We start from the raw sequence: 25,984 nt of genomic DNA, 5'->3' as shown, positions 1-25,984 counted from the left end.
TACGGATGATCATGGTCATCGCCCTGGCCCTGGCCGCGGCGATCGGGGGCGGCGCCACGACGGCGCTGGCCGAGCAGAACAGAACCGTCGAGGAGAGCGACCCGGCCACGGGCGGCCGGCAACTGCTCTTCTACAACCACGCGTACGCCGTGCTCGACCGCGAGACCGCCGACGCCGTCGAGCACTCGCCCTACCTGCGGACCTTCGCCAACTTCCAGGTCCGCACCACCACCGGGGCCGGCGGACAGACCTGGACCGGCCGCTATCTGATGGGCCGTGAGACCTACTTCGAGCTCTTCGGGGTGGGCGACCTGCCCGGCCAGGACGGTGTGCTCGGCGCCTCCGGCATGGGCGTCTCGACCGAGCGGGCGGGCGACCTCGTGACGGTGACCGAGCGGCTGCGCGCGCGGGGCATCACCCCAGTCGAGTTCCAGCAGACCCGCGACTTCGGCGACGGCGTCCCGGTGCCGTGGTTCGACGCCGTCTTCACCACCGACCAGTACGACCACTTCGGCGCCTGGGGCATGGAGTACGAGCCGACGTACCTCGACGACCCGCGCACCAACAACGAACCGCCCGCCTTCCCCGGTGACGTCGGCCGGGAGCGCTACCTGACCGACGTCTACCGCGACCGCCTGATGCGGGACGTGACCGCCGTCCATCTCGCGGTCACCGCACGGGACCTGGCCAGCACGGTGCCGCTGCTGAAGGCGGGCGGTTTCGCCGTACGCACCTCGGCGGACGGTGACGTGGTCGCCCGGCGCGGCGGCACGGACCTGCACTTCGACGCCGTACCGGTCGATCGCATCGGGCTCCAGAAGGTCGAGTTCGTGCTCAACAGGAGCGTGACGCAGCGACACGACGAGCGGATCGGCAAGTCGACCCTCGCCGTCGGGCCGGGCCCCCGTGCCGTATGGACGTTCGACGCCAGGAAGTGACCGAGCCCGACGGGTCCCGACCTGACGGACCCCGACCTGACAGACCCCGACCTGACAGACCCTGGCCCGACAGGTCCTACCCTCCGCTACCGTAAGGCCGCGTGAGGATCTCCAGGCTGTGCCCGTTCGGGTCGTCGAAGTAGGTGCCCCGGCCCCCGTCGTTGCGGTTGATCTCGCCGGGACGGCGGTGGCCGGGGTCCGCCCAGTAGGTCAGGCCCGCCGCGCGGACGCGGGCGAAGATCGTGTCGAAGTCGTCCTCGGAGACGAGGAACGCGTAGTGCTGCGGGGTGATCGAGCCGCTCGTGTCCATGTAGTCGAGGGTCACGCCGTTGGGGATCTCGACCGGGACGAACGGTCCGTACTGCGGGCTCACCGCCAGCCCCAGGATGTCGGCCAGAAACCGTGCCGAGGCGTGCTTGTCCCGTGCAGCGACGATGGTGTGGTTCAGCTGAACGGTCATCGTGGGCCTCCTCGTACGGAACCATACTCCGCAACCGGTTAAGGTAAGCCTTGCCTTAGCAAACCGTGAGATGGTCGGAGAAGTCGTGCGCGCACCAGCAGTGGCAGCAGCGAAGGCCACGGCGGCCGTCCTGGCCGCCACCGTCGTCGGAGGGCTGCTCGCCGGCTGCTCGTCCTCCTCGGACGGCGGCACCGGCTCCGCGAAGGCGGCCGGCGAACGCAACCCGGTGATGAACGCCTCCGAGGGCCCCTCCGCCGCCCCGAGCACGCTCGCCGACGGCATGGGCGCCGACAAGGACACCGACGGGTCCTTCCCGCGCACGGTCACCCACTTCAAGGGCACGACCACCCTCGCGGCCGAGCCGAAGAGGATCGCCGTGCTCAGCACCGGCCAGCTCGACGACCTGCTGACGCTGGGCATCGTGCCGACGACGACCACCCGCGCCGACAACGCCGGGCTCGTGCCGGACTACCTCGCCGACGCCTTCCCGAAGGACAAGGCGAAGCTCGCCGCCATGACCGACGCGGGCACCCGGCAGGCACCCAACCTGGAGTCCCTCGCGACCGCGAAGCCGGACCTGATCCTCGCCAACGACTCGCTCGGCGACCTCTACCCCAAGCTGTCGAAGATCGCGCCCACCGTGATCACGGCCGGCAACGGCGTCAACTGGAAGCGCGACCTCCTCCTCGTCGGCGAGGCCGTCGGCAAGGGACAGGCCGCACAGCGGCTCCTCGACGGCATCGTCGGGGACGCGCGGGAGAAGGGGAAGGCGCTCGCGGGCGACCCGACCGTCTCCATGGTCCGCTTCACCCCCGACCGCACCCGGATGTTCGGCGTCTCCTCCTTCACCGGGTCCATCGCCGTCGACATGGGGCTGTCTCGGCCCAAATCTCAGCAGTTCAAGGCCATCTCGGAGGACATCGGCGCGGAGAGCATCGACACCGCCGACGGGGACTGGATCTTCTACTCCGTCCAGGGCGACGCCGCCAAGACGGATGCCGGGAGCGTGGTGGCCGGGCCGCTGTGGAAGTCGATGAAGGCCGTGCGGGCCGGGCACGCGGTCAAGGTCGACGACGACCCCTGGTACCTCAACGCCGGGCCGAGCGCCGCCCGTCTGGTGATCTCGGAACTCGCCGAGAACATCGGCGAGACCGTCGGCGAGACCGTCGGCGAGAAGTGAGAAGCGAGAGGTAAAAGGCGAGTATCGAGAAGCAGGCACCCCGCACGTGATACGTCGTCTCGCCTGGCCGGCCGCCGCCCTCGCGGTGGCCGCCGCCGGTGTGCTCAGCCTCGCGGTCGGCACCCGCGCGGTGCCGCTGTCCGCGGTCGCCGACGCGCTGCTGCACGGCGGGGGTTCGCCGGACGCGCTCGTCGTACGGTCGCTGAGGCTGCCCCGGACCGAGGTCGGCCTGACCGCGGGCGCCGCGCTCGGGGTGGCCGGGGCCGCGCTCCAGGCCGTCACCCGCAATCCGCTCGCCGACCCCGGCATCCTCGGGCTGAGTCAGGGGGCGGCGGCGGGCGTGGTGATCGCCATCTCCTTCGGCCTCGCGAACGGCTTCTCCGGGTACGTCTGGTACGCCTTCGCCGGTGCCGTCGTCGCCGCGTGCCTGGTGTACGCCGTCGCCGCGCGCGGGCGGGGCGGGGCGTCGCCGGTGAAGCTCGCGCTCGCGGGGACCGCGCTGTCCGCGATGACCGCCGGTGGTACGACCGTGGTCCTCACCTCCAGCTCCGCCACGCTGGATCAGTTCCGGTTCTGGCAGGTGGGGGCGTTGAGCGGGCGGGACGCGGGGACCGTCGTACGGATGCTGCCGTTTCTCTTGGCCGGGGCTGTGCTGGTGTTCGTCTGTGCGCGGGGGTTGGACGCGCTTGCCCTCGGCGACGACACGGCTCGGGCGCTGGGGCATCGGGTGCCGTGGGTGCGGGGGGCGGCGGCCCTGGGCGCGGCCCTGCTGACCGCCGCGGCGGTGGCTGCCGCCGGGCCGATCGCCTTCGTGGGGCTCGCGGTGCCGCATCTTGCCCGGCGGTTGGTCTCCGGTGGCTACCGGGCTGTGCTGCCGTTGTCCGCCTTGCTCGGGGCCGCGCTGTTGGTGGGCGCGGATGTGGCGGGGCGGGTGGTGCGGGCTCCTGCGGAGGTGCCGGCCGGGGTGATGACCGCGTTGGTGGGGGTGCCGGTGCTGGTGGTTCTGGTACGGCGTCGGGGGGCCGTGTCGTGAAACGTGCTCGGCGTCGGAGCTGGCCGGGGGTGGGGTCGCTCACCCGCGCTGGCGGGGTGCCGCCTGCGCCCACCCGTGCCGCCCTAGGCGGCACGATTGCCCGCAGCTGTGCGGAACCGGCCACCGCGGCTGGCGCGGACATGTCGGGCAACGGCGACCCGTCCAACCCGAGGGGCGCGGGGAACTGCGCGACCAGCCCCCACCGGGCCGCAGACGAACGACGGCCGGCCTCAGCCTCCACCACCGGCCACCTCGTCCTGCGACCGACCTCCCACACCTCCCTCGTACTCCACCGCCGCTCCGCCCTCGTCGCCGCGAGCCTGATCCTCCTGCTCGCCGCCACCATGGTCGCCTCCGCCAGCCTCGGTCAGACCTACGTCGACCCCGCCACCGTCTGGCACACCCTCCGCACGGGAGAGGGCCCGTACGCGCTCGTCGTAGGGGAGCTGAGAGCGCCCCGCATCGCGCTGGGCGCCCTCGTAGGGGCTGCCCTCGGGCTCGCCGGGGCGCTCGTGCAGACGGTCACCCGGAACCCGCTCGCCAGCCCGGACGTGATCGGCGTAGGGCATGGCGCGGCGGCGGCGACGGTGCTGGCGCTGGCGACGGGGGCGGCCACGTCCCCCGGGGCCCTGCCCGCCGTCTCCGTCGCCGGAGGGCTCACCGCGGCCGCGCTGGTGTACGCGCTGGCGTGGCGGCACGGCATGCAGCCGAGCCGTTTCGTGCTCACCGGGGTGGGGATCGGGGTCGCGCTGTCGGCGATCGTGCAGCTGTATCTCACGGACAGCGAGCTGGAGGCGGCCGAGCAGGTCAAGCTGTGGCTGACGGGCAGCCTCAACGGGCGCGGCTGGGAGCAGGCGGAGCCCCTCGCCGTCGTCCTGCTGCTGTGTCTGCCCGCGCTGGTGTGGGCGGCGCGTGCGATGCGGCCGCTCGGTCTGGACCCGGAGACGGCGGCCGCGCTCGGGGTGCGGGTGGACCGGACCCGGCTCGGGCTGACCGGCCTCGGCGTGGTGCTCGCCGCGACGGCGACCGGTGCGGCGGGCCCGATCGGGTTCGTCGCGCTGACCGCGCCCCAGCTGGCCCGCCGGATCACCCGCACACCCCAACTGCCGCTGCTGTGCTCGGCGTTGACCGGGGCGGTGGTCCTGGTCGCCGCCGACCTCGTGGCCCGCACCCTGCTGCCCCCGCTGGAGATCCCGGTCGGCGCGCTGACCTCGCTGGTCGGCGGCCCGTATCTGCTGTGGCTACTGGGACGGCGCACGGCGACACGCTGAGGGGCCCCGGTGGACGGTCACCGTCCACCGGGGCCCCTCACGCGACAGCAGGATCAGATCGTCGCCGTGTCGATCACGAACCGGTACCGCACGTCGCTGTTCACCACGCGCTCGTACGCCTCGTTGATCTCGGACGCGGCGATCAGCTCGATCTCCGAGCCGATGCCGTGCGCGGCGCAGAAGTCGAGCATCTCCTGGGTCTCGGCGATGCCGCCGATCATCGAGCCGGCGAGGGTCTTGTTGCCGCCGATGAGGGAGAACAGGTTGAGGGCGACGGGCTCCTCGGGGGCACCGACGTTGACCAGGGCACCGTCGGTCTTGAGCAGGCCGAGGTAGGCGCCGAGGTCGAGCGGCGCGGAGACCGTGGAGACGATGAGGTCGAAGGAGCCGGCGAGCTCCTCGAACGTCTTCGGGTCGCTGGTCGCGTAGTAGTGGTCGGCGCCCAGCTTCAGGCCGTCGTCCTTCTTGCGCAGCGACTGCGACAGGACGGTGACCTCGGCGCCGAGGGCGTGCGCGATCTTGACGGCCATGTGGCCGAGACCGCCCAGGCCGATCACGGCGACGTTCTTGCCGGGGGCGGCGCCCCACTGCTTGAGCGGGGAGTACGTGGTGATGCCGGCGCACAGCAGGGGCGCGGCCTCGTCGAGGGCCAGGCCCTCGGGGATGCGGACGACGAAGTTCTCGTCCACGACGACCTTCTCGGAGTAGCCGCCGTAGGTGGGCTCGCCGTCCTTGCCGATGGCGTTGTAGGTGCCGACCGAGCCGTTCAGGCAGAACTGCTCACGGCCGGCCTTGCAGTTCTCGCACTCGCGGCAGGAGTCGACGAGGCAGCCGACGCCCACCCGGTCGCCGACCTGGTACTTGGTGACGCCGGGGCCGACCTCGGAGACGATGCCCGCGATCTCGTGGCCCGGGACCATCGGGAAGATCGCCTCGCCCCAGCCCTCCTGGGCCTGGTGGATGTCGGAGTGGCAGATGCCCGCGAACTTGATGTCGATCAGCACGTCGTGCTCGCGGACGGCACGGCGCTCGATGGTGGTGCGCTCCAGCGGAGCCTTGGCGGCGGGTGCGGCGTACGCAGCGACAGTGGTCATGCCGGGGTTCTCCTAGGGGTTGCGCGCCCGGCTGCCTTCCGGCCGGGCACGTCCTCCACCCTGCCCCAGGCTCCGGCATTCACCCAGGTCACAGCTTTGCGTACGTCCACTGGTCCTACTACTGGCAGGGTCAGGATGGTGTGCGTACGACCGGTGATACTGGAAGACATGAACGAAGACCCCGCAGCCGCACACGAGCCCGCCGTCGGCGCCCTGGACCGGCGTGCCGAGCTGAGCGAGTTCCTGCGCACCCGCCGGGCCCGGCTCCGTCCCGAGGATGTCGGGCTGCCCGACATCGGACGGCACCGGCGGGTGCCGGGGCTGCGCCGCGAGGAGCTGGCGCAGCTGGCCGGGGTGTCCGTGGCGTACTACACACGCCTGGAGCAGGGCAACGGACGGAACGTGTCGGCGGAGGTGCTGGACTCCATCGCCCGGGCGCTGCGGCTGACCGACGCCGAGCACGCCCATCTCACGCACCTGGCGAAGCCGAAGCAGCACAAGAAGAAGCAGGCGGCGCGGACCGAGCAGGTGCGCGGGGCGGTACGGCAGCTGCTGGACTCGATCGAGGTCCCCGCGTACGTCACCGGACGCCGGACGGACATCCTCGCGTGGAACCGGATGGCCGCGGCGCTCTTCGGGGACTGGGCGGAGCTTCCGGCGCAGGAGCGGAACTGGGCCCGGCTGGTCTTTCTGCGGCCCGAGTACCGGGAGCTGTTCCGGCCGTGGGAGCAGAAGGCCACCGACATCGTCGCCTATCTCCGTATGGACGCCGGCTGCCACCCCGACGATCCCCGGCTGTCCGCCCTGGTCGGGGAGCTCTCCGTGCGCAGCGAGGAGTTCCGGCGCCTGTGGGCCACCCACGACGTCAAGGAGAAGAACTACGGGGTCAAGCACGTCCACCACCCGCTGGTCGGCGAGCTGACCCTGCACTTCGAGGCCTTCCCGCTCTCCGACGGCACGGAGCAGATCCTCATGACCTACCACGCGGAGCCGGGCTCCCCCACGGCCGAGGCCCTGCGCCTCCTGGCCAGCTGGGGTGCCGACGCGACCAGGGCGGGCGCCGGATCATGGCAGGGCCACAAGCCGGTACCGCCGCGTCAGCCCTGATACGGCGGTGCCGCTCCCCAGTTCCACCTCGGCACCGGCTGTTCCGCCGGGGGCTTGGCGTCCGGGCCGGAGAAGTACACCGCCAGGCGGGTGCCCCACTCGACGTAGGCGAGGAAGGCGGACCGGAACTCCGCGTCCGTCGGCAGGCCCGCCTCGTCGGCCGCGTCCTGGATCAGGTTCACCCAGCGGCGGCGCTGGGGTTCGGTGATGCCGCGGCCCATGTGCTTGGCGACCATGTGGCCGTGGCCGCCCTGGGACTCGGAGTAGGCCGGGGGACCGCCGAAGACCTCGGCGAGCCAGAGGGCGACGTGTTCGGCGTGGTCGGGGGCGAGGCCGGCGAAGACGGGGGCCAGGAGGTCGTCGGCGCGGACCTTGTCGTAGAAGACCGAGGTGAGGCGTACGAAGGCCTCGGCGCCGCCCGCCCAGTCGTAGAGCGTGGGGACCGCCGAGCCGGTGCCGCGGACGGTCGTGGGCTTGTAGTGGCGCATCTCCTGGATGGCGGGGATGTACGGGCGGATCTCGGCGAGGAAGTCCGGGAAGAGGTCCGACTTGCGGAAGCCCTCCATGTGGTCCTCGGTCGAGGTCCAGGTGATGCGCAGGACGTAGTGCTCGAAGTCCTCCTCGCAGCGGGCGAGTTCGAAGTCGACGCACTGCGGTGCCGCCGTCAGCTGGACCGCGGCACGGGTGTAGGCGGACAGGAACTCCGCCGAGCGGTCTTCCGGGATGCGGTAGCGGATGTACTCGACGGTCTCTGTGGTCATACGCCCACGGAAACACGGAAGGTCTGCCGGAGGCTGTACCTCCGGCAGACCTTTCGCTCACGGCCTACTCGGCGTCGTACGGCGGCTGGTTCCTACTTGCCGTAGTACGCGTTGTAGATCGAGATCGTCGACTTGTTGCCCTTCTTGTCGGCGATCTTGGCGTGGAAGGAGATGGCCTTGCCGGCCGCCGGGTTCTTCGCGGTGATTTTGCCGTTCTTGACCTCGACCTTCTTCCAGGTCTGGCCGTAGTCGTAGGACACGTACACGGACAGGGACTTCAGGTTGGAGCCCTTGGCCGCGCCCTCGACGGTGAGCGGGATCGTCTGGTTCCGGCCGGCCTCGACCCTGCTGTCCAGCGAGGTCTTGGCGTTGAAGCGGACCATGGAGGCGGGCAGTGTGACCGCGTCCGAGCCGGCCGGCTTCTTCGAGCGGAAGGTCCAGCTCGCGTCGATCCGGGTGGAGGCGGCCGCGACCTTGACGCTCCGCTTGACCGAGGTGGTCAGCCGGTACTCGGCGTCACCGGAGGGGACCTTGAAGATCCCCCCGCCGAACAGCGGGTCGTCGTTGGTGCCGACCTTGGTGCCGTTGCGGTACAGCGAGGTGGCCACCGACGTGAAGTCGGAGGAGCCGGCGTGGCCCATCCCGTCGGCGAACAGCGGCACGAGACCGTAGATCTCGTTGCCCTCGCGGAAGAGCCCGTAGTCCCTGTTCAGGTGGGGACCGAAGACCGCGGTGTTGAAGGTCTTCGTGTACTTCCGGCCCGCCTTGAAGGTCTGCGGGGCACCCAGCGTGTAGACCGCGTCGATGATCGGCAGACCGTCGGCGTCCTTGCCCGCGTACTGCTCCAGGTCGAAGGTCCACTTGATCTTCTGGGCCGTCGAGACGTACACGGTGCGCGTACCGGGCAGCTTCTGCTCCACCGGCATACCGATCACCGAGTCCTCGGGGAACTCGCCCCAGATGACGAGCCCGCCGGTCTTGCCGGGGGCGGAGGCACCGAGGTTGTTCCTCACCGTGGCGAGCTCGCTCGTCTTGAAGGCGCGGGCCTTGTCGCCCTGGATCTTCTTGACCTCGGCGGTGGTGGCCACGTCGTACTCGGCGTTCGCGCCCTTGGTCCACTGGCCGTTCCAGGTCTGCGTCAGACCGCCGGTCTCCGCGCCCACGTGCGCCATGCGCAGGTTGGCCCAGGTGTCGACGCCGAGGCCGATGCCGACGCCGGCCGGCTCGTAGAAGTAGCTGCTCATCGCGCCTGTCTGCTTGGCCTGCGCGTCGGGCACCGTGATCTTCGCCGACTTGGCCTGACGGGCGTCCAGCGTCACCGAGACGTCCTTGGTGACGGCCAGCTTCGGCTGGACCAGCCAGTCGATCCCGCCCTCCAGGTTCACGAAGTCCCTCGCGATCCAGGCGTCCAGCAGGTAGGTGCCCTTGGGCACCCGCATGGTCGTGGTGCCGGAGGCCGCCACCGGAACCGGGTAGGCCCGGTCCTTGCCCAGTCCGGAGTAGCCGAACAGGACGCTGTTGTAGTCGTCCGTCGGCTGACCGTCGCGGCCGATGTGCTTGACCTTGACGTCGTACGACTGCACCTCACGGTTGACCGCCGCGGCCGTGCGGACGCTCTGGCCGCCGCCGGTCGCCGTCACGTACGCGGAGTAGGCGCCGTCGAGGGCGCCGCCCAGCTTGGTGTTGACCGTGAAGTCCACGGACGCCGTGCCGCCGTTCGCGGGGACGGTGACCTTCGTCGCGGCGAGCTTGAAGAAGCCCGCCGGGGCCGCCGCGCCCTTGGGGTTGGTGGCGGTCGCGGACAGGGTGAGCGTGACGTCCTTCGTGCCGAGGTTGCGGTACGTCAGCTTCTTGGTGACCGGCTTGTCGTCGGTGTGCGGCCACTGCTGCGTGCCGAAGCTCACCGACACCGGGTCGGCGATCACGGTCTGCTTGATCGCCTTGTCGACCTGGATACGGCCCGAACCCTGCTGGAACGGCGTGTACTTGCCGCCCTTGGTGGACCCCGTCAGGGCGCCCTTGAGCTCGGTGTACGTCCACTCCGGGTGCTGCTGCTTGAGGATCGCGGCGGCACCGGCCGCGTGCGGGGTCGCCATCGACGTACCGGAGATCGACAGGTAGCCGGCGGGCTTCTCGCCGACCTCCTGCTCGATCAGGCTGCCCTTGGCGGACGCGGCCGTGATGTCCACGCCGGGCGCGGTGACGTCCGGCTTGATCGCACCGTCGCCGAGCCGCGGGCCGGTCGAGGAGAAGGGGGCGAGCTTGTCCTTGTCGTCGACCGCGCCGACGGTGAGCGCGGCGTCCGCGCTGCCCGGCGAAGCCACCGCCTCCGGGCCGGCGTTGCCCGCCGCGATCGCGAAGAGCACGCCCTTCTCGGCGGAGAGCTTGTTGACCCCCGTCTCCATCGCGTCGAGCTCCGGGGTGTCGTAGCCGCCGAGGCTCATGTTGATGACGTCGGCGCCCTGCTCGACCGCCCACTCCATGCCCGCGAGGATGCTGGAGTCGTCACCGCCGCCGGTGTCGTCGAGGACCTTGCCGTTGATGATCTCGGCGCCGGGCGCCACACCCTTGTACTTGCCGCCCGACTTGGCGCCGGTGCCCGCCGCGATCGACGCGACGTGCGTGCCGTGGCCCACCTTGTCGGTGGCGTCCGCGGCCGGGCTGAAGTTCTTGGACGCGACCACCTGGCCCTTGAGGTCCGGGTGGGTGGCGTCGACACCGGTGTCGAGGACGGCGATCTTGACGCCCTTGCCGTCGTAACCGGCCGCCCATGCCTTGGGGGCGCCGATCTGCGGCACCGACTTGTCGAGGGTGGCCGTGCGGACGCCGTCCAGCCAGACGTGCGCGACACCGGAGGCCGTCCGGCCGCCGTTGGTGACCGCGTCCCACAGTTCGGGCGCGTCCTCGTGCGGGGTCTGCACCGCGTCGGCGTTCAGGGACGTCAGGGTGCGGCGCAGGGTGCCCGCGTCCCGGACCTCGGCCTTGGTGGCCGCCGCGGCGCCCTGGTAGCCGACGATGACCTTCAGGCCGTTCTTCTGGGCCTTACGGGTCGTCGCCTTGTTCAGCTCGGTGATGTCGAAGAGCCGCTGGTCGAGCTTGCCGGTCGAGACCAGCCGGGCCGCGTCGGCCGGGATCACGAGCGTGTGCCCGCCGGCCTTGCGGATCTGAACGGGTATGTGCCGGCGCCCCTCCGCCCGCTGCAGGCCGACGACCTGGCCCTTGGCGTCGACGGTCACCCGGTCGCCCGTGATCAGGGTGATGCTGTGGTGGGACGCGAACGCGGCGGTGCCGGTGGCCCGCTGTTCGGGCTTCGCCGCTGCCGGGCTGGTCAGGCCCGCGGCGAGTGCGACGGCGGCCGCCGTGGCGACCGAAGCCGCGCCCACTCTTTTCATTTGTCTGCGCAAGTTTCCCCCTTGCAGAAGTACCGGGTGAATTCCCCGATTCACCCGGGCAGGGGGAATCTCGCACGCCTGTACGTGCACGCACCCCCCAACTCGCAGTATGGCGGGGGGCGTTGAGGCACCTCAATAGACAGGTGCCTGACAGGAAGGTCTGTTACACGATCGCCGGAAAACTCGTCGGACGACGTCGAACTACGGTGCGGCGTTCTCCTTTACGGTGATCTTCCCCTTGCGGATGATCGCCAGCCGCGGGGCTTTCTTCGCGATCGCCGAGTCGTGGGTGACCATGATGAAGGTCAGCCCGAGCTCCTTCCACATGCGTTCGAGTACGTCCATGATCTCGTCGCGCATCGACTCGTCCAGGTTGCCGGTGGGCTCGTCGGCGAGCAGCACCTTGGGCTGCTTGACCAGAGCTCTTGCGATCGCGACGCGCTGCTGCTGTCCTCCGGACATCTCGGAGGGGAGGTGGGTGAGGCGCTCCCCCAGCCCGACCGACCTCAGCGCCTCGGCCGCGCGGTCGCGGCGGTCCCGGGGCTTTACGCCCAGCGGTACGAGTGCGGTTTCGACGTTCTCCTGTGCGGTGAGGGTCGGAATCAGGTTGAAGCTCTGGAAGACAAAGCCGATGTTCTCACTGCGGACGCCGGTCAGCCTGGTTTCGGAAAGCCTGGCCAAATCCGTGCCGTCCAGGACGACTTCTCCTTCCGTGGGCTTGTCCAGTCCGCCGAGCATCTGAAGAAGGGTGGATTTTCCGCCACCCGTGGGGCCCTGAATCACCAGCCGGTCCCCGTCGGCGATCGCGAGATCGACTCCGTCGAGGGCCAGGACGGTCTCCTTGCCTCGGGTGTAGCGCTTGGTGACGCTTCTGAGGTCGTACATGGGTGCTCCTGGGGTGAGGTTCCGTGAGGTTCGGGGTGGCGTGGATTCGTTGTCGGGCGCGGGTCTGTGGGGGCTGGTCGCGCCCGCGCGGCGGAGCCGCACATGGACACGGCCCCGCGCCCCTGGGTGGGTGCAGTCGCCGTCGGTCGTAGCGGCGGTGCCCGTCACGGTCCAGCTTCGGCATCCCCGTCCGCATAGCCGCGGACAGTCGCGCCGCTCCAACTGCGGCGGCCCGCCGTCGACATAGCTGCAGGCAATCGTGCCGCTCCAGCAGCTGCGGCCCCCCGTCCGCATAGCTGCGGGCAATCGTGCCGCCTAGGGCGGCACGGGTGGGCGCAGGCGGCGCCCCGTGAGCGCGGGTGAGCGACCCCACCCCCGGCTGGCCACAGCAAGGCGTGCGCTACTCGACGCGGCGCAGGGCATCCGCAGGGCGGAGTCGGGACGCGCGCCAGCCTCCGAAGGCGCCGGCGATCAGACCGCCAGCCACCGCCAGGCCCACCGCGATCGCCACTGTCGTCACGCTCACCGGTGCCGTCAGGGCGACGTCGAGCGTCTTGGTGGCCGCCTGCCGGCCGAAGCCACCGCCTCCACCGGGACCGCCACCCGCGCCACCACCACCGCCCCCACCCAACTGCGCCTGAAGCGTGGGGCTGATGGCCGTCACCGCATACGCCCCCGCGAGACCGAGAGCGATACCCAGCACGCCCCCCAACAGCCCGTTCACCATCGCCTCGCCGACGACCTGCCGGGTCACCCGCCCCGACTTCCACCCCAGCGCCTTCAACGTGCCGAACTCCCGCACCCGCCGGGACACCGCGGAGGAGGTCAGCAGCCCGGCGACCAGGAAGGCGGCGACGAGGACGGCGATCGACAGCCACTTGCCGACGTTGGTCGCGAGGGAGGAGGCCGTGGAGAGGGACCCGGACACCGTGTCCGCGAGATCCGCGGAGGTCGTCACCGTCGTACCCGAGATGTTCTTCTGGATCGCGGACTTGACGCTGTCGATCTTCTGGGAGTCGGACGCCCGGACATAGACCGTGGTGACCTTGTCCTTGGAGTCGCTGAGGGTCTGGGCCTGCTTGAGCGGGATGTAGAGGTTGGCGGCGGAGTCGCCGCTGTCCGCGGTGGCGATGCCGACGACCTCGTACTTGACGCTCTTGATGGTGACGGTGGAGCCGACCTTGAGCTTCTTCTCCTTGGCGTAGGCGGAATCGACGACGGCGACCTTCGCGTCGGTCTCGGTCGCCTTGAAGGTACGGCCGCTGGTGATCTTCGAGGAGGTCAGCGGACCGAGGGCCGGCTCGGTGACGTCCGTGCCGTAGACGGAGTAGTTGTTGACGTCGAAGTCGGCGCCGCCGCCCTGCACTTCGCCCTGCGGCTGACCGCTGCCGCCACCGGGCGCGCCGCCCTGCTGGTTGCCCGAGCCCCCACCCTGCTGGAACTGGCCGCGGGTGAACTCCCCGCTGACCTTGATGACCTGGAGGCTCAGCCCGCCGACCGCGTCCGCGACCCCGCTCTGCGCGTCGACCTCGGTGACGGTCGCGGCGGACAGGGTCTCGAAGCCCTGGACCATCACACGGTCGCTGCTCTGCTCCCCCTCGGAGCCGCTCTCCCGCGCGTCGAACCGGAAGCGCGGGCGCTCGGAGGAGTTCGCCTGCGGCTGGGCCGCCTTGGTGACGGTCATGTCCGTGCCCAGCCCGTACAGCGACTGGAGGACCTTGTCCTGGGCCTTGCCCATGCCGGAGGACACGGAGGTGACCACGATGACCAGCGCGATTCCCAGCGCCAGTCCGGAGGCGACGACGAGGGCCGCCTTTCTACGGCGGCGCAGCTCGCGCCTCAGGTAGGTGAAGAACATGGCCGGAGGCTAGGGACGCCGTGTGATGACTGGATAAGCGCGCGATAAGAGACGCATGAGAAGGCTGCGGCCGGGCCCGGAAACACCGATGCCGCCCCTGGGGGCGGCATCGGAGGACGGAGAACGGAGGGGGGTCAGAGGGCCGAACCGGCCTTCCAGTCCGCCCAGCTCATGTTCCAGCCGTTGAGGCCGTTGTCCGGGGCGACCGTCTTGTCGCCGGTGTTCTGGACGACCACGACGTCACCGAGGATCGAGTTGTTGTAGAACCAGTAGCCCGCGGTGCCCTTGTCGTTGGCACCCTTGGTGTCGGACAGACCCACGCAGCCGTGGCTGGTGTTCACGCTGCCGAAGATGGACTTCGCGCCCCAGTAGTTGCCGTGCACGAAGGTGCCGGAGTTGGTGAGGCGGATGGCGTGCGGCACGTCCTTGATGTCGTACTCGCCCTTGCCGTCGTCGTCGGTGAAGCCCACGGTCGCGCCGTTCATGCGCGTCTCCTTGAACTTCTCCGACATCACCATGATGCCCTCGTACGTCTTGTTCTCGGGCGAACCGGCGGAGATCGGGATGGTCTTGATCGTCGTGCCGTTGTGCGTGATCTTCATCTGCTTGGTCTTCGCGTCGACGTACGAGACCTGGTTGCGGCCGATCTTGAAGGTGACCGTCTTCTGCTGGACGCCGTAGACCCCGTCGGCACCCTCGACGCCGTCGAGCGCGAGCTTCAGGGTGACGGTGGAGTTCTCCGTCCAGTACTTGTCGGGACGGCAGTCCATGCGGTTGGCGTTGAACCAGTGGCAGACGACTTCCTGGCCGCTGGTGGTGGAGACGGTGATGCCCTTCTGGACGGCCGCCTTGTTGGTGATCGCCTTGTCGAAGTTGATCGAGACCGGCATGCCGACGCCGACGGTGGTGCCGTCGTCCGGCGTGAAGGTGCCGATGAAGCTGTTGGACGGGGAGACCGTGGTGAAGGAGGCGTTCTCGTGGGCGACGCGGCCCTCGGAGTCCTTCGCCTCCGCCGTCAGCTTGTAGGTGGTGGACCGCTCCAGCTGGGCGCTGGGCTTCCAGCTCAGCTTGTCCGCGGATATCTGGCCGCTGACCTCGGTCCCCGCGGCCGTCGTCATCGTCACGTCGGTGAGCGTGCCCTTGCTCACGGTGACGGCGGCGGAGTTGTTGATGGACGCGTTGTCGGAGCCGTCCTTGGGCGTGATGGTGATCTGGGCCTCGGAGGACTTCTTGGCCGCCGCCTCGTCGACCTTCGACTGGGAGCTGTCGTTGCCGCTGTCGTTGCCGGAGGCGTCGTCGCCGCCACCGGAACACGCGGAGAGCACCAGCACCCCACCGAGCAGAGCGGACGCGACCGTCAGGCCCCTGCGCCGCTTACCGACCGTCATCACACGCTTCTCCATCGCTGCCGATTCCCACAGACCCTGAGAGTCCCCGTAAACCCGAGAGTCCCCTCGAACAAACTTCAACGCTACGACCGGTTCGTCCCGTTCCACATTCTGCGAAGGTGTGGGGAACACCACGTCCGCCGTGGCGGATGGTGTCGGTGTCGGTCAGTGCGCATCCTGAGACGACGAAACCCCGGGCGCCGGTTGCCGCCCGGGGTCACCGATTTCCCGGGGCGCTCAGCCGACCGCTTCCTCTTCGTCTTCCTCGACGTCATCATCCTCGTCAAGGTCCCAGTCAGGCGAATCGGGGTCGTAGTCGATCTCCTCGCTGGACCAGGACGCCTGTGCGAGGTCCACCCCCGGCACCGCCTTGACCAGGTCGAACGGGTCGACGAGATGGGCGAGGGCCTCCGCGGTGTCTTCCGTCACAGCGCTCTCGGCGTGACCGCGCTCGTCGGCCGGCATGTCGGTGTCGCCCGCGATCCGCGCGAGCGCGGCCTCCGCGACGGCTTTCGCGTCGTCGATTTCGAGGACGACTTCCACCCGAAGGCGGACAAAACGTGATGTCTCTGGAGTGCTCATGCCCGGAGAGTACGGCCCAACGCTCCCGTGACTTTCCCGTGACCCGCGCCTTTCACTAACATCGCCCCACACGGCCAATTCGCCAGCGCCACAAGGGGATCGATATTCCGTGTCATCCGCTCGTCGTTCGTTGCTGACCGCCACCGCCGCGGGGACCCTGCTGGGTGCCCTGTGGTTCGTCCCGTCCGCCAACGCGACGGACGACCACCCGGCGAGTACGGCGCCCGCGACGACCTCCACGACCCAGGCGCGCGTCTCGACCGCGGCCACCACCCAGATCTCGTCGACCACCGGCGACGGCACCCAACTGGCCGACACCGGCAGCTTCGACACCACCCCGTACGTCATCGGCGGCACGATGTTCCTGACCCTCGGTGCCGGGTTCGTCGTCTACTCGGTGCGTCGGGAGCGTCTCGGGTTTTGAATTGGCTTGACGTTTTCTTGACAGCGCCTTCATAGTCCGCTCATGAAGAGATCATCGAGGGCACGCACAGGCGCCGCTGTGAGCGTGCTGGCGCTCGCCCTCATCACGGGTTGCGGCGGGGGATCGGACGGCAAGGACTCGTCCGAGGGCTCGGACAAGGGCTCCGACAAGGCTTCCTCGCCGACCACCGCCGCCAAGGCGTTCAGCGCGGCCGAGCTGGAGAAGCTGCTGCTGGCGCAGGGCGAGGTCAAGGGGTACAAGGTCGCCTCCGGCGACGACACCCTGCCGAAGTCCAAGAGCGACGTGAAGGCCGACAAGGCCGCGTGCGCACCGCTGGCGTACGCCATGGCCGGACTCGCTCCGGGCGAGACCGACGCGAACGCGAGCAACACCGTGTCCAAGGACCCGTCCGCGGACGCGGCGAGCAAGGCCCCCGAGGACCTCACCGAGGCCGACATCGAGAACGCCTTCGACATCGACATGACCTTCGTGGGCCTCTCCTCCTACCAGGGCGACGGCGCCGAGAAGGCCGTCAGGGCCGTCTCCGACGGTGTCGCGGCCTGCTCCGGCGGGTTCGGCATCACCGCCCAGGGCGAGCAGCAGAAGCTCACCAAGGTCACTGCGGGCAAGGCCTCCGGCAAGGGCGACGAGTCCGTCGCGTTCTCCGTGGACTCCGCCATGGACGGCGCGGGAACGGCCACCTTCAACACCGAGGTCGTCCGCGTCGGCTCCACCGTCACCACGTACTACACGGTGAACTTCGTCTCGGCGGGCGCCGGCAAGGCGGCCGAGATCCCCGCGGCCGTGATCGACGCCCAGCTGGCCAAGCTCAAGTAGCCCGCCCTTTACCGCGCCTCTGACCGTCCGGGGCCCTGCCGTACGTACGGCAGGGCCCCTTCGTGCGTCCGGAGCGAACCGGCGGTACGGCTACTGGAGCGGCCCGGTGACTGTCTCCGCCGCCGCGACCAGCAGCCCCTCCCGCACGAACGCGTCGGCGGCCGCGAGGTCGGGCGCCAGGAACCGGTCCGGGCCGGGCCCCTGAACTCCCGCCTCGCGTACGGCCTCGATGACCGCCTGGGTCGCGGGCGCCGGTGCCAGGCCCTCGCGCAGCTCGACGGCGCGGGTGGCGGCGTAGAGCTCGACGGCGAGGACGCGGGTGAGGTGGTCGACGGACGTGCGCAGCTTGCGGGCGGCGGACCAGCCCATGGAGACGTGGTCCTCCTGCATGGCGGAGGAGGGGATGGAGTCGGCGGACGCGGGCACCGCCAGCCGCTTCATCTCGCTGACCAGGGCGGCCTGCGTGTACTGGGCGATCATCAGCCCGGAGTCGACGCCCGCGTCGTCGGCCAGGAACGGCGGCAGGCCGTGGCTGCGGTTCTTGTCGAGCAGCCGGTCGGTACGGCGCTCGGCGATGGAGGCGAGGTCGGCGGCGACGACGGCGAGGAAGTCCAGGACGTAGGCCACCGGAGCGCCGTGGAAGTTGCCGTTGGACTCCACCCGCCCGTCGGGCAGGACCACGGGGTTGTCCACGGCCGACGCCAGCTCCCGCTCGGCGACCAGCCGCGCGTGGGCCATGGTGTCCCGTCCGGCGCCCGCGACCTGCGGGGCACAGCGCACCGAGTAGGCGTCCTGGACGCGGGGCGCGTCGTCCTGGTGGTGGCCGGTGAGCTGCGAACCCTTCAGCACGGCCAGCATGTTGGCGGCACTGGCGCCCTGCCCCGGGTGCGGGCGGATGGCGTGCAGCTCGGGGGCGAGGACCTTGTCGGTGCCGAGGAGGCCCTCCAGGGACAGGGCGGCGGTGATGTCGGCCGACTTGTAGAGGGTGTCGAGGTCGGCGAGGGCCATGAGCAGCATGCCGAGCATGCCGTCGGTGCCGTTGAGGAGGGCGAGCCCCTCCTTCTCGCGCAGTTCGACGGGGGCGATCCCGTGCTCGCCGAGCAGTTCGCCGGCGGGTCGCACGACCCCGTCGGGCCCCTCGGCGTCGCCCTCCCCCATGAGGGTCAGGGCGCAGTGCGAGAGCGGGGCGAGGTCGCCGGAGCAGCCGAGGGAGCCGTACTCGTGGACGACCGGGGTGATCCCGGCGTTGAGGACGTCGGCCATGGTCTGCGCGACCTCGGGGCGGACACCGGTGTGTCCGGAGCAGACGGTTTTCAGCCGCAGGAACATCAGCGCGCGCACCACCTCGCGCTCGACCCGCGGTCCCATGCCGGCCGCGTGCGAGCGGACGATGTTGCGCTGCAACTGGGCCCGCAGCTCCGGGCTGATGTGCCGGGTCGCCAGGGCGCCGAAGCCGGTGCTCACGCCGTAGACCGGGTCGGGCTTGGCCGCCAGCTGGTCCACGATCGCGCGGGCCGCGGTGAGCGCCGCGACCGCCTCCCCGGACAGCTCGATCCGTGCTCCGCCGCGCGCCACGGCGAGCACGTCGGCCGCGGTCACCCCGGACGTCCCCACCACCACAGTGTGCATATCCATATTCAGGAGCCTACGCAGTGAATTCCAAGATGTCACCAGTGGGGCCCGGGTTCGCCCCTTACCTCCGCCGCCCCACCCGCCGCCTCCGCCGAGCCACCCGTCGCCTCCGCCGCCCCACCCGTCTCCGTCCACGGCCGTCCCCGGAACCGCCTGCGTTCGACGGCGGGCTCGGCGGCCGGTTCGCCGGACGGCTCGTCGGCCAGGCGTACGACGGGATCGTCCGGGCCCTCGCGGCCGGCGACGACCGGGCGGGTGGCGCGCTCGGCCTTGGCACGGTACTGGGCGGCGTCGGCGAGCCGGAAGAGCCGGCGGGCGGAGCGGACGGGCCCGATGGCGTCCTCGGTGGAGGCGACTCCGCAGGCGACCCCCTCCCCCAGCTCCAACTCGGCCGCCCGGCGGCACAGTTCGTCGGCGGCCTTCACCACCTCGTCGACGGGCGGCCCGACCGCGAGCAGGCAGAACTCGTCCCCGCCGAGGCGGGCGGCGAGCGCGCCCGGCACCATCGCCCCGCACAGCGACAGCACGGACCCGAAGCGCTCCAGGAGCCGGTCGCCGACGGCGTGCCCACAGGTGTCGTTGACCCGCTTGAGGCCATTGAGGTCACAGACGACGAGGCTGACCACCACCCCCTCCCTGCGATGCCGCTCGACGGCCTCGTCCAGCCGTATGTCGACGGCACGGCGGTTGGCGAGGCCGGTCAGCGCGTCGGTGAACGCCAGCCGCCGCACCTCCTCCAGCCGCTCGACCTGCGCGATACCCGCGGCGACGACGGAGGCCAGCACGGTGGCGAAGTCGGCGTCGGCACGGTCGAAGACGGGGGCGCCGACCGGCCGGGCCACGTACAGCTCGCCCCAGGCCCGCCCGTGCAGCACGATCGGGGCGACGACACAGCAGCCGCGCCCGCGTCTGCGCAGCGCGGCGACCCGCTGATGGACGTAACCGGGTCTGCGCCCGGCCGCCGGACCCTCCGCCGTCTCCACCCAGGCGTTGGGCTCGCCGCCGCCCGCCCACCGCTCGTGCAGGAACTCGGTGATCTCCGCGAACTGGTGCACGGGATACGCCTCGGCCTCCGGGAACTCCTCCTCGTCCGGGGCCCGCTCCCCGACGTTCACCAGGACCCGGAGCCGGCCCAACTCCCGCTCCCACACCGACAGCGCGGCGAAGCTGCCCCCGAGGGCACGGCAGGCCCCGGCCGCGGCGGCGCGCCACGTCTCCCGTGAGCTGTGGGCCGCCGCCATGCCCTGAGCCAGCGCGACCACGGCCGCCAGGCGCCTGTCCTCACCCATCACTCCAGGCTAGGGAGGTTCTACCGCAAAGGGGACATTGACGGGTCGTGCGGGTGAGTGAGGACGGGCCGGGTGAGTGAGGACGGTCGGGTCAGTGAGGGCGAGTGCGAGTGCTCCTGCGGGTTCTCGGGACTCGCCGTCTCCGGGGCCGGGACTCGTCCCGACTCACTCCCCCGGCCACTGCGGCTTCCGCTTCTCGTTGAACGCGGCCACCCCCTCCGCGCGGTCCCCCGAGAACGCCACCGAGCGCCAGGCCGCGTCCTCGACCTCCAGCCCGGCGCGGAGATCCAGGCCATGGCCGAGACGCAGGGCACGCTTGGCGGCGCGGAGACCCACCGGCGAGTTGGCGGCGATCCGGCCGGCCAGCGCCAACGCCTCCTCGCGGTCCCGGCCCTCCGCCACGAGCACGTCCACGAGCCCCAGCTCCCGCGCCTCGGCGGCCTCCACGCGCCGCGCCGTGAAGATCAGCTCGGCCGCGCGGGCGGCGCCGACCCGGCGGGGCAGCAGCTGGGTGCCGCCGCCGCCCGGGATCACCCCGACGGACACCTCGGGCAGCCCCACCACGGCCGTCCCGTCCGCCACGATCAGATCGCAGGCGAGGGCCAGCTCGAAGCCGCCGCCCAGGGCGAATCCGTGCACGGCCGCGATCGTCGGCACCGGCAGCTCCAGCACCCCGGTGTAGGCACCCCGGGCCACCGGCCGCTGCCGTACCAGATCGGCGTCGCTGAAGGAGTTGCGCTCCTTCAGGTCGGCACCGACACAGAAGGCCCGCTCGTGCGTCGAGGTCACCACGACCGCACGGACGTCCTTGTCGTCACCGAGCGCGGCGCAGGCGGCGGCGACGGAGCGGGCCATCTCCGTGGAGACGGCGTTCATGGCCTTGGGCCGGTCGAGGGCCAGCTCCGCGACATGCCGACCGTCCCCGTGCCGCCGCACCAGCACGAACTCCCCGAACCGCTCCTCGCCCATGACATCCTCCCGGCTCACCCTGTTAACGACGGTTAACGTCCTGTCGTTCCGATCATCGCAGCCGAGCCCCGCCGGGGAAAGGGCGGGCCACCGACGGTTCCCCCTTCGGGCTCCGACACCCCGTTCGAGTGAACATCCCTCACAACCCCCACCGCACCGCCCACGACAGCGCATAACGTGCGTCCGCCACGGCGCACAGGGGGGCGCGGGGCACTGGGGAGGAGCGCGATGACGACGACGGACACACCCGCGAGGCCGCAGAGAACCACCACACCGACCACGCCGGCACCCTTCGGGCACCCGACCGCACCACCCGGGCATCCGACCCCACCACCCGGACACCCGACGACACCACCCGAGCCGCTCGCCACCGGGGCCCGGCTCTTCACCTCGCGAGGCCGTCACCGCAAGCCCCGCCCCCGCAAGGTGCTGCTCGTCGCCGGCGGTCTGGCCCTGGCGGCCGGCGCCCTGAGTCTCGTACGACTGACCCCGGACTCCGGAGTCGCCGGCCCCGGCACCGCGGAGGCCGAGCCCCGCCCGGACGACCCGGGCACCGCCACCGGCACGGACCGCGCGACCAACGCGGCCGTCACCGTCGCCGTCCCCAAGGTGAGCCCGTCGGCCACCGCGGCCCTGGGCGGGACGACCGCGACCCCGGTCCCCGGGGTGTCCCTCGCCCCCGCACCGGCCGCGACCGGCTCGCCCTCCGCCGCCTGGGCCGCCCCCACGACCATCCCGCAGGCCCCGAACACACCGGGCGCCCCGGCACCCACCGCGACAGCCGGTCCGCCGTCGGCCACCCACACCGCGCCCCCGCAACCGGCGCCCACCCCGAGCCACACCTCGACCCCACCGGCCCCGCAGCCGGACCAGCCCGGCCGGCCGGACCGGCCCGGCCTCTGCGTACCGGTCGTCGGCCTGTGCGTGGACTGACCCGCCGACCAGCACCGATGGAGACGGCTACGGCTGCTGCGTGACCCGTCGCGTGAGCAGCCACGGCTCGATCACACCGAGGCCGCGCACGGGCCGCTGCCACATCGGCTGGAGCGCGAAACGGTAGGACGGTGGCTCCTCGCCCTCCTTCTCGGCGGTCGCCGCGGCCTCCGCCGCCTCCGCCTCGGAGGCGGGCGCCTCGGCGGTGCGGATCAGCTCCTCGGCGAAGGCACTGTCGATGAGGACGGCGTCCTTCGGAGCTATCGACGTCAGCCGGGAGGCGAGGTTCACCGTCGTACCGAAGACATCGCCCATACGGGTGGTGACCGTGCCGAACGCGATGCCGACCCGCAGCTCCGGCATCGTCTCGTCGTTCGCCATCGTCTCGATCAGCCGCAGCGCGATCTCGGCGGCCACACCCGCGTCGTCGGCCGCGTACAGCACCTCGTCGCCGAGCGTCTTGATGAGCCGCCCGCCGTGCGCGGCCACCAGGTCGGCGGCGGTGGTCTCGAAGGCCTCGACGAGCTCGCCGAGTTCCTCCTCCTCCATCCGACGGGTCAGCCGGGTGAACCCGACGAGGTCGGCGAAGCCGACGGCCAGACGCCGGTCGACCATCTCCTCGTCGTCGGCGGCCTGGACGACCCGGCCGGCCGAGGCGGCGAGCTGGCGCCGCCAGACGAAGACGAGGAACTCCTCCAGCTCGGGCAGGAGCAGCTCGATGATCGGGTACGTCACCTCGGTGCGGGTCATGCCCGGCTCGGGCGGCTCGGTCAGCCCCTCCAGGAAGGAGTCGATCTGCCACTCGGCCAGCCGGGCGGTGGTCTGCCCGGTCGACCGCGCCACCTGCACGGCCATCGCCTCGCTCAGCAGCCCCGCCTCGACGAGACCGGCCAGGCGCCTGAGCGCCAGTACGTCCGCCTCGGTGAGCGCCTTGGCCTGCCCGATGTCGGCGAAGCCCATGGCCCGCCAGAACCGGGAGGCCAGCTCCATGGAGACGCCCGCGCTCCGGGCCGCCTGAAAGGGGGTGTAGCGCCTCTCGGCGCCGAGGATGAGCTGTTCCAGGCGCAGGGCGAGCGGGTTGTCCTCGCCGGGAGCGGCGGCATCGGGATCCTCCCGGCCGTCCGCGTCCGCGCCGGAGCCCGTGTCGTCGACGGTCACGCCTGCTGCCCTTCCGATCTGCCACGGTCAGGTATCGACCGGCCTTCACTTTACGGCAGGTGTGCGCCAGCTCACTCCGTCAGGTTGGGCCGGGGGATCGTGGGTGGCTTGGGTCCCTGGTCCTCTGCGGCTCCGTCGTGGCTGGTCGCGCCCACGCGGCGGAGCCGCAAATCGATACAGCCCCGCGCCCCCAAGAAAGGTTTGGTCCAGCTCACGCGGGGCGCAAGTGGACGATGTCGCCGGCGCCCACTGGTTCCTGTACGCCCGCCTCGGTGGCGATCACCAAGCGGCCGTCCCCGTCCACCGCTACCGCCTCCCCCACGATCGAACGGTCCCCAGGAAGCTCGGCCCGCACCGTTCTTCCCAGCGTCGCGCAGCCCGCCGCATAGGTCTCCTGGAGACCACTCACCGCTGGGTCTCCCTGCGCGGTGCGCCAGCGGGTGTACCACTGCTCCAGGGAGCGGAGGACGCCGCGGAGGAGGGTGTCGCGGTCGGTGCTGACGGCGCCGGCCAGGGCCAGTGATCCGGCCTGCGGGACGGGGAGTTCGTCCTCCCGGAGGGTGACGTTGATGCCCACGCCGATGACCACGCCGTCGGGGCCGGCGCGCTCGGCGAGGATGCCGGCGGCCTTGCGTTCCTCGCCGGCGACGGTCACGAGCAGGTCGTTCGGCCACTTGAGTGCCGTGTCGACACCCGCCGCCCGCGACAGCCCCGTGGCCACCGCCACGCCGGTGAGGAGGGGGAGCCAGCCCCAGCGGGTCACCGGTACCTCGGCGGGCTTCAGCAGGACGGAGAAGAAGAGGCCCGAGCGCGGCGGCGCGGTCCACCGCCGGTCCAGGCGGCCCCGCCCGGACGTCTGCTCCTCCGCGACGAGGACCGCGCCCTCCTCCGCGTCACCGCGCTCGGCCAGGGCCACCAGGTCCGCGTTGGTGGAGCCGGTGCGCTGCACCACGTCCACGTCGCACCACAGGCCGCCGTCCCGTACCAGGCCCCGACGCAGCGCCGGGGCGTTGAGGGGCGGACGGTCCAGGTCGGACCAGCGGCTGTCGTCTGCTGCATCTCGCGGCGTCATGCAAGCCACCCTAGGTGTGTGAAACGCCGCACTGCTGTTTCGTAGGCCCCCCACTACTCTACGGATGAGTAACCGTCCCCCCTTTTGAGCAGGCAGGGAGCCGCGAGACCGATGTCCGAGCCGGAAGAGATCGACATCCACACCACCGCGGGCAAGCTCGCGGATCTCCAGCGCCGTATCGAGGAAGCGACGCACGCCGGCTCCGCACGCGCCGTCGAGAAGCAGCACGCCAAGGGCAAGTTGACGGCCCGTGAGCGCATCGAACTCCTCCTGGACGAGGACTCCTTCGTCGAGCTGGACGAGTTCGCCCGCCACCGCTCCACCAACTTCGGCCTGGACGCCAACCGCCCCTACGGCGACGGTGTGGTGACCGGGTACGGAACCGTCGACGGCCGCCCCGTCGCCGTGTTCTCGCAGGACTTCACCGTCTTCGGCGGCGCGCTCGGCGAGGTCTACGGCCAGAAGATCGTCAAGGTGATGGACTTCGCGCTGAAGACCGGCTGTCCGGTGATCGGCATCAACGACTCCGGCGGCGCCCGCATTCAGGAGGGCGTGGCCTCGCTCGGCGCCTACGGCGAGATCTTCCGCCGCAACACCCACGCGAGCGGTGTCATCCCGCAGATCTCGCTGGTCGTCGGCCCGTGTGCGGGCGGTGCGGTGTACTCCCCCGCGATCACCGACTTCACGATCATGGTCGACCAGACCTCGCACATGTTCATCACCGGCCCGGACGTCATCAAGACGGTCACCGGTGAGGACGTCGGCTTCGAGGAGCTGGGCGGCGCCCGCACCCACAACTCCGCCTCCGGTGTGGCGCACCACATGGCCGGGGACGAGAAGGACGCCATCGAGTACGTCAAGCAGCTGCTGTCGTACCTGCCGTCCAACAACCTCTCCGAGCCCCCGCTCTACGCCGAGGAGGCCGATCTCGCGGTCACCGACGAGGACCGCGAGCTGGACGCGATCGTGCCCGACTCTGCGAACCAGCCGTACGACATGCGCACGGTGATCGAACACGTCCTGGACGACGCCGAGTTCTTCGAGACGCAGCCGCTGTTCGCGCCGAACATCCTCACCGGCTTCGGACGGGTCGAGGGCCGGCCGGTCGGCATCGTCGCCAACCAGCCGATGCAGTTCGCGGGCTGCCTCGACATCAAGGCGAGCGAGAAGGCCGCCCGCTTCGTGCGCACCTGCGACGCCTTCAACGTCCCGGTCATCACCTTCGTGGACGTGCCCGGCTTCCTGCCCGGCGTCGACCAGGAGCACGACGGCATCATCCGCCGCGGCGCCAAGCTGATCTACGCCTACGCCGAGGCCACCGTCCCCCTGATCACCGTGATCACCCGCAAGGCCTTCGGCGGTGCCTACGACGTCATGGGCTCCAAGCACCTCGGCGCCGACCTGAACCTGGCCTGGCCCACCGCCCAGATCGCCGTCATGGGCGCCCAGGGCGCGGTCAACATCCTGCACCGGCGCACCATCGCCGAGGCGGAGGCGGGCGGGGAGGATCTGGAGGCGGTGCGCGCCCGGCTGATCCAGGAGTACGAGGACGCCCTCCTCAACCCCTACGTCGCCGCCGAACGCGGCTACATCGACTCCGTGATCATGCCGTCCGACACCCGCCGCCACGTCGTCCGCGGCCTGCGCCAACTCCGCACCAAGCGAGAGTCACTCCCGCCCAAGAAGCACGGCAACATCCCCCTCTAGCCCTGCTGGGAGCC

22 protein-coding genes are annotated in these 25,984 nt (G+C 71.0%); 9 read left to right on the top strand and 13 right to left on the bottom strand.

Features of this window, described 5'->3' with window-relative positions; translation table 11 throughout:
• The first annotated feature begins 5 nt into the window (after positions 1-5).
• A complete protein-coding gene (locus K4B79_RS11295) occupies positions 6-938 on the top strand; it encodes a DUF5829 family protein (RefSeq protein WP_232026915.1) in 933 nt (310 codons plus the stop codon).
• 76 nt (positions 939-1,014) lie between these two features.
• Here K4B79_RS11295 and K4B79_RS11290 read toward each other — a convergent pair whose 3' ends face one another.
• On the bottom strand, positions 1,015-1,398 hold the full coding sequence (locus K4B79_RS11290) for a VOC family protein (protein WP_232026363.1): 384 nt from the start codon (positions 1,396-1,398) through the stop codon (positions 1,015-1,017).
• An 85-nt stretch (positions 1,399-1,483) separates the two neighbouring features.
• On the opposite strand from K4B79_RS11290, the gene K4B79_RS11285 reads away from it, so the two are divergent.
• The 3 genes from K4B79_RS11285 (at position 1,484) to K4B79_RS11275 (ending at position 4,882) form a co-directional block, all read left to right on the top strand.
• Entirely contained in the window at positions 1,484-2,578 is a 1,095-nt protein-coding gene (locus tag K4B79_RS11285; RefSeq protein WP_232026362.1) for an iron-siderophore ABC transporter substrate-binding protein, read from the top strand.
• 46 nt (positions 2,579-2,624) lie between these two features.
• Positions 2,625-3,611: a FecCD family ABC transporter permease gene (locus tag K4B79_RS11280; protein ID WP_232026361.1), complete on the top strand. Its 987-nt coding sequence runs from the start codon at positions 2,625-2,627 to the stop codon at positions 3,609-3,611.
• Positions 3,612-3,751: 140 nt separating this feature from the next.
• Entirely contained in the window at positions 3,752-4,882 is a 1,131-nt protein-coding gene (locus tag K4B79_RS11275) for a FecCD family ABC transporter permease (RefSeq protein WP_232026360.1), read from the top strand.
• Between the two features lie 53 nt (positions 4,883-4,935).
• Here the strand turns inward: K4B79_RS11275 and K4B79_RS11270 are convergent, their stop codons facing one another.
• Positions 4,936-5,976, bottom strand: coding sequence for an NAD(P)-dependent alcohol dehydrogenase (locus K4B79_RS11270; RefSeq protein ID WP_232026359.1), 1,041 nt, complete (start codon positions 5,974-5,976; stop codon positions 4,936-4,938).
• 168 nt (positions 5,977-6,144) lie between these two features.
• Here K4B79_RS11270 and K4B79_RS11265 point away from each other — a divergent pair, with 168 nt between their 5' ends.
• Positions 6,145-7,083: a helix-turn-helix domain-containing protein gene (locus tag K4B79_RS11265; protein ID WP_232026358.1), complete on the top strand. Its 939-nt coding sequence runs from the start codon at positions 6,145-6,147 to the stop codon at positions 7,081-7,083.
• Here K4B79_RS11265 and K4B79_RS11260 read toward each other — a convergent pair.
• The 6 genes from K4B79_RS11260 to K4B79_RS11235 form a co-directional block, all read right to left on the bottom strand.
• Positions 7,074-7,844, bottom strand: a complete 771-nt coding sequence (locus K4B79_RS11260) for a group II truncated hemoglobin (protein ID WP_232026357.1) — start codon at positions 7,842-7,844, stop codon at positions 7,074-7,076. The two genes, K4B79_RS11265 and K4B79_RS11260, sit on opposite strands and share 10 nt — an antisense overlap.
• A gap of 92 nt (positions 7,845-7,936) precedes the next feature.
• Positions 7,937-11,236, bottom strand: coding sequence for a S8 family peptidase (locus tag K4B79_RS11255; RefSeq protein WP_232026356.1), 3,300 nt, complete (start codon positions 11,234-11,236; stop codon positions 7,937-7,939).
• A 201-nt stretch (positions 11,237-11,437) separates the two neighbouring features.
• Positions 11,438-12,121 (bottom strand): ABC transporter ATP-binding protein, encoded by a 684-nt coding sequence (locus K4B79_RS11250; RefSeq protein WP_232026355.1) that lies wholly within the window; start codon positions 12,119-12,121, stop codon positions 11,438-11,440.
• A 400-nt stretch (positions 12,122-12,521) separates the two neighbouring features.
• Entirely contained in the window at positions 12,522-13,979 is a 1,458-nt protein-coding gene (locus tag K4B79_RS11245) for an ABC transporter permease (protein ID WP_232026354.1), read from the bottom strand.
• Positions 13,980-14,113: 134 nt separating this feature from the next.
• Complete coding sequence (locus tag K4B79_RS11240; RefSeq protein ID WP_232026353.1) at positions 14,114-15,367, bottom strand: L,D-transpeptidase; 1,254 nt, start codon at positions 15,365-15,367, stop codon at positions 14,114-14,116.
• 237 nt (positions 15,368-15,604) lie between these two features.
• On the bottom strand, positions 15,605-15,949 hold the full coding sequence (locus tag K4B79_RS11235) for a hypothetical protein (RefSeq protein WP_232026352.1): 345 nt from the start codon (positions 15,947-15,949) through the stop codon (positions 15,605-15,607).
• Between the two features lie 109 nt (positions 15,950-16,058).
• Between K4B79_RS11235 and K4B79_RS11230 the strand changes: the two genes are divergently transcribed.
• Together K4B79_RS11230 and K4B79_RS11225 are read left to right on the top strand one after the other, a co-directional pair.
• On the top strand, positions 16,059-16,373 hold the full coding sequence (locus tag K4B79_RS11230; RefSeq protein ID WP_232026351.1) for an LPXTG cell wall anchor domain-containing protein: 315 nt from the start codon (positions 16,059-16,061) through the stop codon (positions 16,371-16,373).
• A 42-nt stretch (positions 16,374-16,415) separates the two neighbouring features.
• Positions 16,416-17,210, top strand: coding sequence for a hypothetical protein (locus tag K4B79_RS11225; protein WP_232026350.1), 795 nt, complete (start codon positions 16,416-16,418; stop codon positions 17,208-17,210).
• 90 nt (positions 17,211-17,300) lie between these two features.
• Here the strand turns inward: K4B79_RS11225 and hutH are convergent, their stop codons facing one another.
• From hutH to K4B79_RS11210, 3 genes are all read right to left on the bottom strand, one after another.
• Complete coding sequence (gene hutH / locus K4B79_RS11220) at positions 17,301-18,839, bottom strand: histidine ammonia-lyase (protein WP_232026914.1); 1,539 nt, start codon at positions 18,837-18,839, stop codon at positions 17,301-17,303.
• Between the two features lie 38 nt (positions 18,840-18,877).
• Positions 18,878-20,131, bottom strand: coding sequence for a GGDEF domain-containing protein (locus K4B79_RS11215; protein ID WP_232026349.1), 1,254 nt, complete (start codon positions 20,129-20,131; stop codon positions 18,878-18,880).
• A 165-nt stretch (positions 20,132-20,296) separates the two neighbouring features.
• Positions 20,297-21,100, bottom strand: a complete 804-nt coding sequence (locus K4B79_RS11210; protein ID WP_232026348.1) for an enoyl-CoA hydratase/isomerase family protein — start codon at positions 21,098-21,100, stop codon at positions 20,297-20,299.
• Positions 21,101-21,328: 228 nt separating this feature from the next.
• Between K4B79_RS11210 and K4B79_RS11205 the strand changes: the two genes are divergently transcribed.
• Positions 21,329-22,033 (top strand): hypothetical protein, encoded by a 705-nt coding sequence (locus K4B79_RS11205; protein WP_232026347.1) that lies wholly within the window; start codon positions 21,329-21,331, stop codon positions 22,031-22,033.
• Between the two features lie 27 nt (positions 22,034-22,060).
• Here the strand turns inward: K4B79_RS11205 and K4B79_RS11200 are convergent, their stop codons facing one another.
• A complete protein-coding gene (locus K4B79_RS11200) occupies positions 22,061-23,191 on the bottom strand; it encodes an adenylate/guanylate cyclase domain-containing protein (RefSeq protein WP_232026346.1) in 1,131 nt (376 codons plus the stop codon).
• Positions 23,192-23,402: 211 nt separating this feature from the next.
• Positions 23,403-24,263, bottom strand: a complete 861-nt coding sequence (locus tag K4B79_RS11195) for a biotin--[acetyl-CoA-carboxylase] ligase (protein ID WP_232026345.1) — start codon at positions 24,261-24,263, stop codon at positions 23,403-23,405.
• Positions 24,264-24,374: 111 nt separating this feature from the next.
• Between K4B79_RS11195 and K4B79_RS11190 the strand changes: the two genes are divergently transcribed.
• A complete protein-coding gene (locus tag K4B79_RS11190; RefSeq protein WP_232026344.1) occupies positions 24,375-25,970 on the top strand; it encodes an acyl-CoA carboxylase subunit beta in 1,596 nt (531 codons plus the stop codon).
• The last annotated feature ends 14 nt before the right edge of the window (positions 25,971-25,984 follow it).

Source organism: Streptomyces lincolnensis (assembly GCF_021173675.1).
In the GTDB taxonomy this organism is placed as follows: domain Bacteria; phylum Actinomycetota; class Actinomycetes; order Streptomycetales; family Streptomycetaceae; genus Streptomyces; species Streptomyces lincolnensis_B.
This window is presented reverse-complemented; position numbering and strand designations above follow the sequence as displayed.

Bases quoted from the DNA above. Each gene is read 5' to 3' on its own strand.
- K4B79_RS11295 (WP_232026915.1), top strand. From the start codon at position 6: ATGATCATGGTCATCGCCCTGGCCCTGGCCGCGGCGATCGGGGGCGGC.
- K4B79_RS11290 (WP_232026363.1), bottom strand. From the start codon at position 1,398: ATGACCGTTCAGCTGAACCACACCATCGTCGCTGCACGGGACAAGCAC.
- K4B79_RS11275 (WP_232026360.1), top strand. From the start codon at position 3,752: ATGTCGGGCAACGGCGACCCGTCCAACCCGAGGGGCGCGGGGAACTGC.
- K4B79_RS11270 (WP_232026359.1), bottom strand. From the start codon at position 5,976: ATGACCACTGTCGCTGCGTACGCCGCACCCGCCGCCAAGGCTCCGCTG.
- K4B79_RS11265 (WP_232026358.1), top strand. From the start codon at position 6,145: ATGAACGAAGACCCCGCAGCCGCACACGAGCCCGCCGTCGGCGCCCTG.
- K4B79_RS11260 (WP_232026357.1), bottom strand. From the start codon at position 7,844: ATGACCACAGAGACCGTCGAGTACATCCGCTACCGCATCCCGGAAGAC.
- K4B79_RS11255 (WP_232026356.1), bottom strand. From the start codon at position 11,236: ATGAAAAGAGTGGGCGCGGCTTCGGTCGCCACGGCGGCCGCCGTCGCA.
- K4B79_RS11250 (WP_232026355.1), bottom strand. From the start codon at position 12,121: ATGTACGACCTCAGAAGCGTCACCAAGCGCTACACCCGAGGCAAGGAG.
- K4B79_RS11245 (WP_232026354.1), bottom strand. From the start codon at position 13,979: ATGTTCTTCACCTACCTGAGGCGCGAGCTGCGCCGCCGTAGAAAGGCG.
- K4B79_RS11240 (WP_232026353.1), bottom strand. From the start codon at position 15,367: ATGACGGTCGGTAAGCGGCGCAGGGGCCTGACGGTCGCGTCCGCTCTG.
- K4B79_RS11235 (WP_232026352.1), bottom strand. From the start codon at position 15,949: ATGAGCACTCCAGAGACATCACGTTTTGTCCGCCTTCGGGTGGAAGTC.
- K4B79_RS11225 (WP_232026350.1), top strand. From the start codon at position 16,416: ATGAAGAGATCATCGAGGGCACGCACAGGCGCCGCTGTGAGCGTGCTG.
- hutH (WP_232026914.1), bottom strand. From the start codon at position 18,839: ATGCACACTGTGGTGGTGGGGACGTCCGGGGTGACCGCGGCCGACGTG.
- K4B79_RS11215 (WP_232026349.1), bottom strand. From the start codon at position 20,131: ATGGGTGAGGACAGGCGCCTGGCGGCCGTGGTCGCGCTGGCTCAGGGC.
- K4B79_RS11210 (WP_232026348.1), bottom strand. From the start codon at position 21,100: ATGGGCGAGGAGCGGTTCGGGGAGTTCGTGCTGGTGCGGCGGCACGGG.
- K4B79_RS11205 (WP_232026347.1), top strand. From the start codon at position 21,329: ATGACGACGACGGACACACCCGCGAGGCCGCAGAGAACCACCACACCG.
- K4B79_RS11195 (WP_232026345.1), bottom strand. From the start codon at position 24,263: ATGACGCCGCGAGATGCAGCAGACGACAGCCGCTGGTCCGACCTGGAC.
- K4B79_RS11190 (WP_232026344.1), top strand. From the start codon at position 24,375: ATGTCCGAGCCGGAAGAGATCGACATCCACACCACCGCGGGCAAGCTC.